Annotated in this window: 14 protein-coding genes; 9 read left to right on the top strand and 5 right to left on the bottom strand. The window is 62.6% G+C overall.

What is annotated here, in order from left to right; translation table 11 throughout:
- Positions 1-9 precede the first annotated feature (9 nt).
- The 6 genes from NDI72_RS12525 to NDI72_RS12500 all read left to right on the top strand — a co-directional run bounded on the left by NDI72_RS12525 (position 10) and on the right by NDI72_RS12500 (position 5,872).
- Entirely contained in the window at positions 10-693 is a 684-nt protein-coding gene (locus NDI72_RS12525; protein WP_206548052.1) for a D-lyxose/D-mannose family sugar isomerase, read from the top strand.
- 105 nt (positions 694-798) lie between these two features.
- Positions 799-1,251 carry a hypothetical protein gene (locus NDI72_RS12520; protein ID WP_224873570.1) on the top strand — a complete coding sequence of 151 codons (453 nt, stop codon included), beginning with the start codon at positions 799-801 and terminating at the stop codon, positions 1,249-1,251.
- A 147-nt stretch (positions 1,252-1,398) separates the two neighbouring features.
- A complete protein-coding gene (locus NDI72_RS12515; protein ID WP_113153557.1) occupies positions 1,399-1,674 on the top strand; it encodes an acyl carrier protein in 276 nt (91 codons plus the stop codon).
- A complete protein-coding gene (locus NDI72_RS12510) occupies positions 1,675-2,889 on the top strand; it encodes a beta-ketoacyl-[acyl-carrier-protein] synthase family protein (RefSeq protein ID WP_206545620.1) in 1,215 nt (404 codons plus the stop codon). It abuts the gene before it with no gap.
- Positions 2,890-3,036: 147 nt separating this feature from the next.
- Entirely contained in the window at positions 3,037-4,293 is a 1,257-nt protein-coding gene (locus NDI72_RS12505) for an imelysin family protein (protein ID WP_283800606.1), read from the top strand.
- A gap of 58 nt (positions 4,294-4,351) precedes the next feature.
- Positions 4,352-5,872, top strand: coding sequence for a di-heme oxidoreductase family protein (locus NDI72_RS12500; RefSeq protein ID WP_283800605.1), 1,521 nt, complete (start codon positions 4,352-4,354; stop codon positions 5,870-5,872).
- 79 nt (positions 5,873-5,951) lie between these two features.
- Here NDI72_RS12500 and NDI72_RS12495 read toward each other — a convergent pair whose 3' ends face one another.
- Positions 5,952-6,749, bottom strand: a complete 798-nt coding sequence (locus NDI72_RS12495; protein WP_206548049.1) for a GntR family transcriptional regulator — start codon at positions 6,747-6,749, stop codon at positions 5,952-5,954.
- Positions 6,750-7,022: 273 nt separating this feature from the next.
- Here NDI72_RS12495 and NDI72_RS12490 point away from each other — a divergent pair, with 273 nt between their 5' ends.
- The 3 genes from NDI72_RS12490 to NDI72_RS12480 all read left to right on the top strand — a co-directional run bounded on the left by NDI72_RS12490 (position 7,023) and on the right by NDI72_RS12480 (position 9,758).
- Positions 7,023-7,913, top strand: coding sequence for an N-acetylmuramic acid 6-phosphate etherase (locus tag NDI72_RS12490; RefSeq protein WP_283800604.1), 891 nt, complete (start codon positions 7,023-7,025; stop codon positions 7,911-7,913).
- Between the two features lie 66 nt (positions 7,914-7,979).
- On the top strand, positions 7,980-9,011 hold the full coding sequence (locus NDI72_RS12485; protein WP_283800603.1) for an SIS domain-containing protein: 1,032 nt from the start codon (positions 7,980-7,982) through the stop codon (positions 9,009-9,011).
- Between the two features lie 105 nt (positions 9,012-9,116).
- On the top strand, positions 9,117-9,758 hold the full coding sequence (locus NDI72_RS12480; RefSeq protein WP_113153552.1) for a LysE family translocator: 642 nt from the start codon (positions 9,117-9,119) through the stop codon (positions 9,756-9,758).
- 74 nt (positions 9,759-9,832) lie between these two features.
- Here the strand turns inward: NDI72_RS12480 and rlmN are convergent, their stop codons facing one another.
- From rlmN to NDI72_RS12460, 4 genes are all read right to left on the bottom strand, one after another.
- On the bottom strand, positions 9,833-11,059 hold the full coding sequence (gene rlmN, locus NDI72_RS12475; protein ID WP_283800668.1) for a dual-specificity RNA methyltransferase RlmN: 1,227 nt from the start codon (positions 11,057-11,059) through the stop codon (positions 9,833-9,835).
- 126 nt (positions 11,060-11,185) lie between these two features.
- The gene (locus NDI72_RS12470) at positions 11,186-11,686 is read right to left on the bottom strand and encodes an invasion associated locus B family protein (RefSeq protein ID WP_206548045.1); all 501 of its coding nucleotides are present in this window, start codon (positions 11,684-11,686) and stop codon (positions 11,186-11,188) included.
- Between the two features lie 215 nt (positions 11,687-11,901).
- The gene (locus NDI72_RS12465) at positions 11,902-12,282 is read right to left on the bottom strand and encodes a YkvA family protein (RefSeq protein ID WP_113153550.1); all 381 of its coding nucleotides are present in this window, start codon (positions 12,280-12,282) and stop codon (positions 11,902-11,904) included.
- A 79-nt stretch (positions 12,283-12,361) separates the two neighbouring features.
- Positions 12,362-12,658, bottom strand: a complete 297-nt coding sequence (locus tag NDI72_RS12460) for a 4a-hydroxytetrahydrobiopterin dehydratase (protein ID WP_113153549.1) — start codon at positions 12,656-12,658, stop codon at positions 12,362-12,364.
- Positions 12,659-12,689 lie beyond the last annotated feature (31 nt).

Below are 12,689 nucleotides of genomic sequence, written 5' to 3'. Positions count from 1 at the left end.
GAGGTTGCGGTGAAGCGCTCGAGAGTGAACGAGATCCTGCGCCAGGGAGAAGAGTTCATCCGCTCCTTCGGCTATGTGCTGCCGCCCTTCGCCGACTGGACCCCGGAAGAGATGAAGCACCGGCGCGCTGCAATCGACGGCATTGTCGATGCGCGGCTCGGCTGGGACATCACCGACTATGGCGCTGGCGATTTCGACCGGCGCGGCCTCTTTCTCTTCACGGTGCGTAACGGCAATCAGGAAGATTTGAAGCATGGCCGCGGCATGCTCTATGCCGAGAAGATCATGATCTCCCGGCGTGACCAGCTCGCGCCGCTGCACACCCACGCGATCAAGGCCGAAGACATCATCAACCGTGGTGGCGGCACGCTGTGCATCGAGCTTTTCGGGTCTGATCCGGAAGGCGGGATCGACCGTGTCTCGCCCGTGCGCGTGCCGACCGATGGCGTGATGCGGCGCGTGGATGCCGGCGGAGTCCTGCGTCTGGAGCCGGGCGAGAGCGTCACGCTTCTGCCGGGCGTCTGGCATGCATTCTGGGGCGAGAGGGAGGACGTGCTGATCGGCGAGGTCTCGACCGTCAATGATGACGTGACGGACAACATCTTCGCAGAGCCGATCGCCCGCTTCTCCGAAATCGAGGAAGATGAGGAGCCCTGTCGGCTGCTGGTTTCGGATTACGCGACCCGGTTGTAAGGGAACCTGCCCGGCCCCCGCCCGTTGCCTTCTCTGGCAGAACATGTTTTCTGCGCGGCGAATCTACAGGATTGAGTCATGACCTTGAACATCGGATGTCGGCCCATGCCGCTACGAGCCGCACTTGCATTGACGATGGTCATCGCTTTGCAGTCTCCGCTTTTCGCGCAGGGGCTGAAGAGCGAAGAAGCAATCGATGCCATTGTGGGCTCCGAGGTGAAAACCGAGGAAGTCGAACCGGAGACGGCGAGCAAGCGCATCATCGCGGCAATCGGCATCACGACGCAGAATGCCGAGCGCGTGCGCAAGACCTTCTCGCTTGAAGAACTGGATATCGTTCTCCTGCCCGATCTGGACAGGAAGGGGCAGGACATCGCCAAGGCGATTGCCGAGCATGAGAAAGAAATCGCCATTCTGCGTGAAGCCATCGAAGGCAGTGCGCTGTTCTTCCATGCGGTGGATTCGCGTTCCATCCAGGTCCGCGATGTGGTCGCGCTGGACTATGGTGAGGACGGCACCGTAACCATTTTCGTAAAGGGTGGCGTGAACGAAAACTGACGCGGTGATGCGCGGCGGAATTGCACTGCAAACTCTTGCCGCAGGACACGCTTTGGTTTCTTATGTCTGCGATTTTATAGAGTTGAGCGTGGACGCCTTGCCCGATGGCATCCTAGCCTGCGTAAAAGTTGTCCAAGGAGACGCTTCATGAATGCTGAGACCAGTTTGAGCACGGATGAGATCGGCAAGACGATCCTTGAGAAGATCAAGACCCATGCGCAGGACGAGGTCGAGACGATAACGCTCGATACGCCGCTCGCCGACCTTGGCATTCACTCCCTCGAACTCACCGAGATCATTTTCGATGTCGAAGACGAGTTCAACATCGAAGTGGAGATGAACACCGCCGAGGCCTGGGAAAGCATGGAGACCGTCAGGGACATCGTCGCCGCCGTGCGCGAACTGGTGGACTCCAAGAACTAGATGACAGCTCCACGCATCGTCATAACGGGCATTGGTGGCATTTGCGCGCTTGGAACGGATGCCCCGGCCATCTGGTCGGGCATGCGCGCGGGCCGTCAGGCGATTGGTCCCATCACCACGGCGCCGCTGCATGAACTGAAAGTGCGCATTGGCGCCGAGATCAAGCAGCTGCCGGAGCACGGTCTGGACCGCAAGCGGCTCGTCACCATGGACCGCTTCAGCCTGCTCGCATCCATTGCGGCGCAGGAGGCCATGAGCCAGTCGGGCTTTGCCGTGGACGATGCCAATACGCACCGCGTTGGTGCCGTGGTCGGCACCGGTGTCTGCGGCTGGGAAGCCATCGAGGAAAGCTATCGCGCGATCCTTCTGGAAGGGAAGCCGCGAACGGGCATCTTCACGGTTCCGCGCGTGATGCCCGGTGCAGCTGCCGGACAGGTCAGCATGACGCTCGGGCTGCGCGGCCCGGTGTTCGGCGCGACCTCTGCCTGCGCGTCTTCCAACCACGCGATCCTTTCGGCGGCAGACCAGCTTCGTCTCGGTCGTGCCGATGTCATGCTTGCCGGTGGCTCCGATGCGCCGCTGATCTACGGCATTCTGAAGGGCTGGGAAGCGCTGCGCGTTCTGGCTTCGGAAACCTGCCGCCCGTTCTCTGCCGACCGCAATGGTCTGGTGCTGGGCGAAGGCGCGGGCATGGTGGTGCTCGAGACGCTCGAACATGCGCAGGCGCGTGGCGCGACCATTCTAGCCGAGCTGGCCGGTGGCGGCATGTCGGCCGATGCGTCCGATATCGTGGCCCCCACGGTCGAGGGGCCTTCCGCCGCGCTTCAGGCCTGTCTGAACGAGGCCGGTCTCGCCCCCTCCGATGTCGATTACATCAACGCGCATGGCACAGGCACCAAGGCCAATGACCGCATTGAGACCGAAGCGATCAAGCGCGTGTTCGGCGCACATGCCTCGAAGCTTTCCGTGTCGTCCACCAAGTCGATGCATGCTCACTGCCTTGGCGCATCGGGCGCGCTGGAACTCATCGCCTGCGTCATGGCGATCCGGGAGGGTATCGTCCCGCCAACGGCGGGCTATCGCGAAGCCGACCCGGAATGCGATCTGGACGTCACGCCCAATGAAGCGCGCAGGCGCGATGTGCGCGTCGCCCTCAGCAATGGTTTTGCTTTCGGTGGCACCAATGCCGTTATCGCGGTGAAAGCCATGGAATAGCGGGCGCGCAATGCGCCCGTCGGGCTTGCCTTTCTAAACCTGATAATTTAAGTCCACATTATTGAGTGGCGGCCACGAGGCCGTGCGCGTCCGTTGTCGATGGCAATGGCAGCGCCTGTTTTCAGGTTTGGAAGAGGGGAAGTCTTCATGAAACGTCGTTTACTGCTCGGCTCTGCAATCATGGCGGTCATGGCAGCGCCGGCCATTGCCGCTGAACCGCAGGAAGTGGTCGAGACCTACGCGGATATCGCTCTCGCGACCTATCAGGACAGTCTCGAGACGGCGAAAGAGCTGCGCACGGCGATCAATGCGCTTGTCGAAACACCGTCGGAAGAGACCATGGCTGCCGCCCGCGAGGCATGGCTCGCTTCACGCGTTCCCTACCAGCAGACCGAGGCCTTCCGTTTTGGCAACGCCATCGTGGATGAGTGGGAAGGCAAGGTGAATGCCTGGCCTCTGGACGAGGGCCTCATCGACTATGTCGATGCAAGCTATGGCACGGAGTCGGACGCCAACGAGTTCTACACGGTCAATGTGATCGCCAATGACAAGGTAAGCGCTGGCGGTACGGATATCGACGTTACCGAAATCACCACCGAGGTGATCGCGTCGCTGCACGAGGTTGGCGGCATCGAGGCCAACGTCGCCACCGGTTACCACGCCATCGAGTTTCTTCTCTGGGGGCAGGACCTGAACGGCACCGACGCCGGTGCGGGAACACGTGCTTACACGGATTTCGACACGGAAAACTGCACCGGCGGCAATTGCGAGCGCCGCGCGCAGTATCTTCAGGCTGCCGCCGATCTCCTGATCACGGATCTCGAAGAGATGGTCGCCAACTGGGAAACCGAAGGGGAAGCCCGTGCCGAAGTGATGGCGGACCCGCAGGCGGGCCTGACGGCGATGCTGACCGGTCTGGGCTCGCTCTCCTATGGCGAACTGGCAGGCGAGCGCATGAAGCTCGGCCTGCTCCTGAACGACCCGGAGGAGGAGCATGACTGCTTCTCCGACAACACGCACAACAGCCATTACTACGATGTCGTTGGCATCCGGAACGTCTATTTCGGCGCCTATGAGCGTGTCGACGGTTCCACGGTCGAGGGGCCAGGTCTCGCCGATCTGGTGTCGGAAAAGGATGCGGCCCTCGCCGATGAAGTGAAGGCGAAGCTCGACACCACGCTCGAAGCGATGGCCGTGATGAAGGCGCGCGCCGACGGCGGCGAGGCCTATGACCAGATGATCGGTCAGGGCAATGAAGAGGGCAACGCGGTCGTTCAGGCGGCGATTGACGGTCTCGTTGATCAGACCCGTTCGCTGGAACGCGTCATCGTCGCGCTCGACCTGTCCGGGATCGAGCTTGAGGGTTCCGACAGTCTCGACAATCCGGAAGCCGTTTTCGAATAAGAGCCAATTGCCGCCGGGCCGCCATGCCGGCCCGGCGACACAGCCAACAAGTTCCGCCATGAACATGATTGCCCGCAGCACGACGCTCCTCGTTCTTCTCTCAGCCCTTGTCATGACCGCCCATGCGGGAGGTTCGCTGCCCGAAACGCGCGACGACCTGACGGAGAAGGATCGCGCCCGGGTCGAAAAGGTCACGAAGCCCGCCGGGCAGTTTGAAAAGGCGGAGCGCTTCGAGCGCATGGCCGCGGGCGCGGCAACCTCCACCAAGCGCATCAATGCCGATGCGTTCTCCCATTCGTCGGCCAATCTGGAATTCGAGGCGCTGGAGCGCTTCCTTTTGGGCAACGGCCTGTTCCGCAAGGACTGGGTGTCGTCGCCCGCTTCCACGCAGGCCTCCGACGGGCTGGGGCCGCTGTTCAATGCGCGGGCCTGCCAGTCGTGCCACATCAAGGACGGGCGCGGCCATGCGCCGGCGCGGGTTGAAGATTCCGCCGTGTCGCTGCTTGTGCGCGTTTCGGTGCCGCCGAATAAGGAGCAGCAGGAGGCGATTGCCGACGGGCGGCTGCATGCCGCGCCCGATCTCGTGTACGGGCTGCAGCTTCAGGATCACGCCGTGGCCGGCCTCAACCCCGAAGGCCGCGTGCAGATCACCTATGAGGATGTGCCCGTGGCGCTCGCGGGCGGCGAGACCGTCACCCTGCGCCGGCCGGCGCTCGGCATCACCGAGCCCGGTTTCGGCCCGTTCCGTGATGATCTCATGCTGTCGGCGCGCGTTGCGCCGCCGATGATCGGCCTTGGACTTCTGGAGAGTGTTCACGAAGCTGATATCCTCGCCTGGGCGGACCCGGACGACGAGGATGGCGATGGCATTTCCGGGCGGCCCGCCCGCGTGCGCGATGCACAGGGAGAGTGGCGTCTCGGTCGTTTCGGATGGAAGGCGATTGCGCCGACCATTGCCGAGCAGAGCGCAGGCGCTTTCTCCGGCGACATGGGGCTCTCATCGCCGCTCGCGCCCGACCATTGGGGCGATTGCACCGAAGCCCAGACTGCCTGCCGGGCTCTGCCGCACGGTGCGCAGGAGCGGCTGGGCGCGGAAGAGGTGCCCGAGGATCTGCTGGATCTCGTCACCTTCTATTCCAGCCATCTCGCCGTTCCGGCCCGTCGCGATGTCGACGACCCGCAGGTGCTCGCCGGCAAGAAAGTGTTTTACGAAAGCGGCTGCGCCTCCTGCCATCGTGCGAAATATGTGACGCGTCGCGATGTGGACGATCCGGCGCTCAGGTTCCAGCTGATCTGGCCCTATACCGACATGCTTTTGCACGACATGGGTGAAGACCTCGCCGATCACCGGACCGAAGGGCTTGCCGATGGCTATGAATGGCGCACCCCGCCGCTCTGGGGCATCGGGCTCACCGGCACGGTGAATGAGGAAGCGACCTTCCTGCATGACGGGCGCGCCCGCACCCTGCTTGAAGCCGTGCTCTGGCATGGGGGCGAGGCGCAGGCCGCGCGCGACCGGGTGGTCGAAATGGCGAAGCAGGACCGGGACAATCTGGTCCGCTTTCTCGAGTCGCTTTGAAGCGCCTGTAAGGTCTGAAGCATCACTGTCTTTGGCAATTCCGGACGGAAAACCGGTTCCCGCTTGTCCTGGGATTGCTTTATCTGCCTGTTTCCTGCTGCAGGTTGAGTTCGGCAACGAAATCGAACCTGTCGCCCTTGAAATAGGAGCGCGTGAACTCGACCACGCGCCCCTCCGCCGTGCGGGATATGCGCTCCAGAAAAAGCGCGGGCTCTCCGGCGTCGGCCTCCAGCAGGCGCGCATCGAACTCCGGCAGCGCGCAGGCATGCATGCGTTGCAGGGCCTTGTGCGGCCGTGCGCCCGCCTGCGCCAGCGCTTCATAGAGTGATGTGCCGAGCGCTGAGAGATCGGGCAGAAGGTCGGCCGGCACGATGGCCAGTTCCACCGCGAGCGGCAGGGCATCGGCCAGCCGCAGCCGGTGCAGCCGCACCACGCGGTCGCCCGGCGACAGGCCAAGCACCATCGCTTCCTGGGCAGACGGATTGGCGTATTCGCGCGCCAGCCAGCGTGTTTCCGGCTTGCGGCCATAGGAGAGCATGTCTTCGGTGAAGCTGGTGATCGCCGCCAGCGGCTGCTCGAAACGCTCTGCCGGCTCCAGCACATAGGTGCCCGACCCCCGGCGCTGTTCCAGAACGCCTTCCCGCACCAGCAGCTCAATCCCCCGCCGCACGGTCACGCGTGACAGCGCTGTCGCCTCGGCCAGAATACGCTCCGAGGGCAGGGCCGTTCCGGCTTCCAGCGTCCCCGCATCGATCAGGCGGCGAATTGCATTGGCGAGCCGGATGTAAAGCGGGGTCGCATCCGCTTCGCTGGCCTGCATGTCGCGTGCGAGAAACGCGCCAATGGGTTCTCCCTGGTCCTGCCGGGTGTCGGTCATGGGTCTGGCGTTTCCCTGTCGATTAAAAAATTGGTCTTAACAATATAAGCCCAATTATGAAGCCGGCCATACCGATTTGCAAGCCCGGCATTGCGTCTGGCCACACTGTCTTATTTTTGAAGCATAATGATTGCAGGGTTTGGGGGCGAATTTCCGAATTTGCGAAGAGATTTGCAGAGAGGGAATGGATTCCGGAGAAAAAGCCTGTATAAGCTATTTGGTATTAGATTGGTCTATCATGGGCCATGCAAACCGGAAACCGATGAGCTCGCCATGACAAAACCGACGGAAACCGCCAGCCAGGCCTATCGCGACATTGAACGCTTCGCGACAGCCGACATGCTCACCGCCATGCTGGACGGTCAGCAGGCCGCAATGGAGGCGGTCAGGGCCGCCCTGCCGGCGCTTGAAACAGCCATTGAAGCAACGGCCAGCCGCCTGGTTGATCCTGATAGCCGGCTTATCTATGTCGGTGCGGGTACATCGGGCCGTGTGGGCATGCTGGATGCCGTCGAGCTTTATCCGACATTCGGCTGGCCGGAGGAGCGCTGCATTTTCCTTCTGGCCGGCGGCAGCATCAGTGTGGCCGAAGCGCGCGAAAGCGCGGAAGACGACGAGGATGCGGCCCGCGCCGAGATCGCCGGTGTCGACTGTGGCCCGCGTGACGTGGTGGTCGGCCTGGCTGCCAGTGGCAGCACGCCGTACACATGCGCGGCCATCGAGGCGGCGCGGGAGCGTGGCGCGCTCACCATCGGCATTGCCAACAATCCCGGCAGCCCGCTTCTCGAAAACGCCGAGTGCGACGTGCTTCTCGAGACCGGTGGCGAAGTCCTGGCCGGGTCCACGCGCATGGCCGCAGGCACGAGCCAGAAGATTGCGATGAACCTCTTCTCCACCGCTGTCATGATGCGCCTCGGCAAGGTCTACCGTGGCCGCATGGTCGATATGAAGCCGACCAACAAGAAGCTGGTGCAGCGCGCCGTCGAAATGCTGATGCAGGTCGCGGAGTGCGATGAGGCATCGGCCCGCGCCGCACTGGAGAAGACCGCCTTCCACGTAAAGCCGGCTGTGCTGGTGGTGCGCGGCCTGTCGCCCGAGGAAGCCGCTGCGGCGCTGGCGCGTCATGGCGACGACCTTCACCGCGCACTCGACGAACCGGGCTGAACGGCCCGTCCCGTACCGCCCCACTCCGCACCGCCCCACAGGCATGATTCATATGGAAAGACTGAAATGACCGAGACACCTTCCCTGATGTTTCAGGAAACCGCCGAAGCTTCCGAGGCTGTTGGCCGGCTCTTTGCCAATGAGGCGCAGGCCTTTGCCGAGCTTGGCAGGGTCATCGCCGAGCGCTCGCCCGCGTTGGTCAGCATGTCCGCGCGCGGGTCTTCGGACCATGCGGCGAGCTTCTTCAAGTATCTGTTCGAGATCCACACGGGCATCCCCGTGGCGTCCATCGGACCTTCGGTTGCCTCGGTCTATGATGCATCGCTGAAGCTCGACCGCGCGCTTCACATCACCATTTCCCAGTCCGGCGGCAGCCCCGATATCGTGGCGGCGCAGGCATCGGCCAAGAAGGGTGGCGCAGTCACGCTGGCCGTGGTCAATGTGGCCGACAGCCCGCTCGCAAACGCCGCCGACATCGTTCTGCCGATCCATGCCGGACCGGAGCGCAGCGTCGCGGCCACCAAGAGCTTCATCGCTTCAGCTGCCGCGCTTGCCGGTGTTGCGCAGGTCGCGTCCGCCAGCGCCGCGCTCAAGGGGGCGCTCGACCGGCTGCCCGAGGCGCTGGCTGCTGCCTGCGACGTGAACTGGGAACCGGCCCTGCCGCTTCTCGCCGATGCCGGCTCTGTCTACACGGCTGGCCGTGGTCCGGGCTTCGCCATCGCACTGGAAGCAGCGCTCAAGGCAAAGGAAACCGCGCAGCTTCACGCCGAAGCGTTCTCGCTGGCAGAGCTCATGCACGGGCCGATGCAGCTGGTCGACAAGGGCTTCCCGATCCTCGCCTTCGTGCCCGAGGACGAGGCGCTGGCCTCCAGCGAGCAGTCGCTTGAGAAACTGCGTGGCTTCGGCGCGCAGATTGCGAGCTTCTCCTCGCGCGATGTGGGTGAGCGCACCATCAAGACGCCGACCACCGGCCACGGTCATATCGATCCGCTGGTTTCGCTGGTTGGCTATTACCGCCTGATCGAGCGCGTTGCGCGCGAGCGTGGCCTCAACCCGGACACGCCCGACAAGCTCAACAAGGTCACCCAGACCATCTGACGCTCTACCCTGTTGAATCTGCACATCATGCTTTCCGAAAATCGGTTCCGATTTTCGGGCCGATGCGTTAGCTTCCGGCACTTCAACCCGTGCCGGAAGCTTCCCATGACCTTCATCCCGGATTTCGCCACCATCGTTCAGTTCGCGCTGGCCACCTTTGTGATCTCCATCACGCCGGGGCCGGACATGACCCTTTTTGTCGGTCGTGCGCTCAGCCAGGGCCGTGCAGCGGGCTTTGCCTGCATGTTCGGCGCCATGACCGGCATCATGATCCATACGGCGCTCGTGGCGCTGGGGCTCTCGGCGCTGATCGTCGCCTCGCCGGAGGCGTTCCTTGCGCTGAAGGTGTTTGGCGCTGGCTATCTGATCTGGCTTGCCGTTCAGGCAATCCGCAAGGGCTCGGCCTTCACGCCGGACAACAAGGGCGGTTCGGGCCGTTCGCTCCTGAAGAACTGGGCCACGGGGCTCGGCATCAATCTCCTGAACCCGAAGATCATCCTGTTCTTCATGACCTTCCTGCCGCAGTTCGTTTCGGCCAATGATCCGGATGCGCCGGGCAAGCTGTTCTTTCTGGGGCTGCTGTTCATCCCGCTTGCGCTCCCCATCGTTGCGCCGATGGTGATTGCGGCAGACAGTTTTTCGAAGTTCCTGAAAAAGAGCCCGCGCGTCACCCGCGTGGTCGATTATCTCTTTGCCGGCGTCTTCTCGGCCTTTGCGCTGAAGATTCTGACCGCGCAGGCCCGCTGATCGGGGAAACCAGACAAACAAAAACGCCGGCTCGCAGATCGCGCGCCGGCGTTTTTGTTTGAAGGTGTTTGGTCCTACTCGCCGTGGCCGGCGATCATCATCGCTTCAAGCTTCAGCCGGTCGGCTTTCTTCATGCGCTCGGAAGCGGATTTGAGCTGGCCGCAGGCCGCGAGGATGTCACGACCGCGCGGGGTGCGAATGGGAGAGGCGTAGCCGGCCTTGTTGACCAGATCCGCGAACTCCTCGATCTGCTCCCAGTCGGAACATTCGTAATCGCTGCCCGGCCATGGGTTGAAGGGGATCAGGTTGATCTTGGCAGGAATGCCCTTCAACAGCCGCACGAGCTCGCGCGCATCGTCGAGCGAATCGTTGACGCCCTTCAGCATCACATATTCGAAGGTGATGCGGCGTGCGTTCGACAGGCCGGGATAGGCGCGGCAGGCGTCGAGCAGCTCCTTGAGCGGATACTTCTTGTTGATCGGCACCAGCTCGTTGCGCAGCTCGTCGCGGATCGCATGCAGCGAGATTGCGAGCATCACGCCGATCTCTTCGCCGGTGCGGTAAATCTCGGGAACCACGCCCGAGGTGGAAAGCGTAATGCGGCGCTTGGAGAGCGACAGGCCTTCGCCATCGGAGGCGATCAGCAGGGCCTGTTTCACATTCTCGAAATTGTAGAGCGGCTCGCCCATGCCCATCATGACGATGTTGGTGACCTTGCGGCCTTCGGCCGGCACGATCGCGCCATCGGGCGTATCGGCTTCGGGGAAATCGCCGAGCCTGTCGCGCGCCACCAGAAGCTGGTCGAGAATTTCGCCCGGCGTCAGGTTGCGCACCAGCTTCTGGGTGCCGGTGTGGCAGAAGGAACAGGTCAGCGTGCAGCCCACCTGGCTGGAAACGCACAGCGTGCCGCGGCCTTCTTCGGGAATGTAGACCGTTTCCACATCCACCGGGCGCCCTGCGCCGCGCGGCGGAAAGCGCATCAGCCATTTGCGGGTGCCGTCCTGCGAGATCTGCTCTTCGATGATCTCCGGGCGCGCAATGGTGAAGTACTCATCGAGCTTGGTGCGCAGGTCCTTCGAGATGTTGAACATCTGCGAGAAGTCCGACACGCCGCGCACATAAAGCCAGTGCCAGAGCTGGCGCACGCGCATGCGCGCCTGCCTTTCCGGCACGCCGAGCGGGAGAAGCGCTTCAGCGAGTTGTTCGCGCGAAAGGCCGATCAGCGGCTGCTTTTCGGCGGTTGCGGCGGGGCGCAGCTCAGCGCGCCCCTCGGGCGTCGATAGATCGAGTGTCAGTGCCATGGCGTTCTTGAAACGGTTGCGGGCAGCACTCTCCGAATGACGGGGCTGCCCTTCATTTGCCGCGCTCATAGCACGCCTGAAGGCTGCCGTCACCTCTGGCGGTCGGCAGCCTCGTTTTGCAGGATGCTATTTGCAGTTCTGCGTGGCGTTGATCGCAGCCGTCACACCGCTCAGCGAGAAGGTGTAGCTGGTGTCGTTGCCGCGACCGGACTTGGCTGCGACCTTCATGTCGGCGCCGCCCTTCATGGCCGCGATGAGCTGCGGCTCTTCCGCTGCATTCTCGAGCCAGGCCGACTGGCCCTTGGTGAACATGGTGAAGCTCTTGTTGCCGACGGTGACAATCACCTTGGAGCCCGTCTGGAAATTGTAGGCGGCAATGAACTGGGGCTCGGAGGCAACGTTCTGGCCGGGCTTCTGGCTCACAAAGAAGAAAATGTCGCCATGGTCCAGGCTGGCCGGCTGCTTCGCTTTCGGCACGCTCATGGCGTAACACACCTTGCCGTTGCCGGACTGGTAGCTGTAAACGCCCCAATCGCGATGCTGCCCCACCGCCGTAGCCTGGGCCAGTGCAGGGCTCGCTGCCGCCATTCCGCAAATGAGCATCAGTGTCGAAATCAGTACGCGCATCGTCTTGACCGTCTTTTTTGCCAGTGTTTCGAGGCCGGGTAGCCTCTCTCTAGATCACTTCATTTTTACTTAATCTGGGTTACCAAAGCGTGAAGCGAATTGACGAATTCTGCATGCGCTAAACCCCGATCCGTCATCACACAATTGGTGCGACAACTGCCGAACACCCCTTCGTTATCGGTTGAAACGAATGAAAGAGGCAAGATTTTGACTGGTTATGCGTCGAACCCGGTCTCGGAGAGCGCCTTCCGCGCGGCATAAGTGTGAGCCGGCGTAATATGACGGCGCACGGCGTTGAGCGCAGCGGCGAGAACCGCCACGTCATCGGTGAAACCGAAGCCGAGCAGGAAATCCGGCACCACGTCCAGCGGCAACACGAAATAGGCGAGCGCCGCCAGCAGGATGCCGCGCACACGCGGTGGCGTGTCCTGATCGAGCGCGCAGTAATAGCCGGCGACAATCTCTTCCATGAAGGGCACCTGGCGGGCGGCCTTCTTCATCGTGCGCCAGAATTTTGCGCGCACACGCTCTTCGCGCCTGCGGTTTTCGCGCGGCTCGACCGGTTCGAGAATTTCGCCGATTTTCACGTCGTCCATAGCGTCTCCTGATTGCAGAAATGTGGGAGATGCGTGGCGAAATTCAATGTTTGCCCGTTTTGAGCCGCCCTAAAACGCCTCAAGTCCGGGCAAAACGGTTCATGGCGGCGGCAAGCTTCAGGTCCAGCTCGGTCAGCCCGTCGGCGTCATGGGTGGAAAGCACCACGTCCACGGTTTTGTACACGTTCGACCAGTCGGGATGGTGATTGAGCTTCTCCGCCGCCAGCGCCGCGCGGGTCATGAAGGCGAAGGCCTCGGAGAAATCCGCAAAGACGAACCGCTTCTGAATTGACGCGCCATCCTCGGCCAGTTCCCAGCCTTCGAGCTTTTCAAGGGCCTCTTCCAGCGCCGTCGGATCGAGCTTTGGTCTTGTCATCGCGTCTCTCCATGGTATCGCCTGTGTGGAA

This window comes from Nitratireductor sp. GZWM139 (assembly GCF_030068685.1).
GTDB lineage: Bacteria > Pseudomonadota > Alphaproteobacteria > Rhizobiales > Rhizobiaceae > Nitratireductor > Nitratireductor aquimarinus.
This window is presented reverse-complemented; position numbering and strand designations above follow the sequence as displayed.

Bases quoted from the DNA above. Each gene is read 5' to 3' on its own strand.
- NDI72_RS12520 (WP_224873570.1), top strand. From the start codon at position 799: ATGCCGCTACGAGCCGCACTTGCATTGACGATGGTCATCGCTTTGCAG.
- NDI72_RS12515 (WP_113153557.1), top strand. From the start codon at position 1,399: ATGAATGCTGAGACCAGTTTGAGCACGGATGAGATCGGCAAGACGATC.
- NDI72_RS12510 (WP_206545620.1), top strand. From the start codon at position 1,675: ATGACAGCTCCACGCATCGTCATAACGGGCATTGGTGGCATTTGCGCG.
- NDI72_RS12505 (WP_283800606.1), top strand. From the start codon at position 3,037: ATGAAACGTCGTTTACTGCTCGGCTCTGCAATCATGGCGGTCATGGCA.
- NDI72_RS12500 (WP_283800605.1), top strand. From the start codon at position 4,352: ATGAACATGATTGCCCGCAGCACGACGCTCCTCGTTCTTCTCTCAGCC.
- NDI72_RS12495 (WP_206548049.1), bottom strand. From the start codon at position 6,749: ATGACCGACACCCGGCAGGACCAGGGAGAACCCATTGGCGCGTTTCTC.
- NDI72_RS12490 (WP_283800604.1), top strand. From the start codon at position 7,023: ATGACAAAACCGACGGAAACCGCCAGCCAGGCCTATCGCGACATTGAA.
- NDI72_RS12485 (WP_283800603.1), top strand. From the start codon at position 7,980: ATGACCGAGACACCTTCCCTGATGTTTCAGGAAACCGCCGAAGCTTCC.
- NDI72_RS12480 (WP_113153552.1), top strand. From the start codon at position 9,117: ATGACCTTCATCCCGGATTTCGCCACCATCGTTCAGTTCGCGCTGGCC.
- rlmN (WP_283800668.1), bottom strand. From the start codon at position 11,059: ATGGCACTGACACTCGATCTATCGACGCCCGAGGGGCGCGCTGAGCTG.
- NDI72_RS12470 (WP_206548045.1), bottom strand. From the start codon at position 11,686: ATGCGCGTACTGATTTCGACACTGATGCTCATTTGCGGAATGGCGGCA.
- NDI72_RS12465 (WP_113153550.1), bottom strand. From the start codon at position 12,282: ATGGACGACGTGAAAATCGGCGAAATTCTCGAACCGGTCGAGCCGCGC.
- NDI72_RS12460 (WP_113153549.1), bottom strand. From the start codon at position 12,658: ATGACAAGACCAAAGCTCGATCCGACGGCGCTGGAAGAGGCCCTTGAA.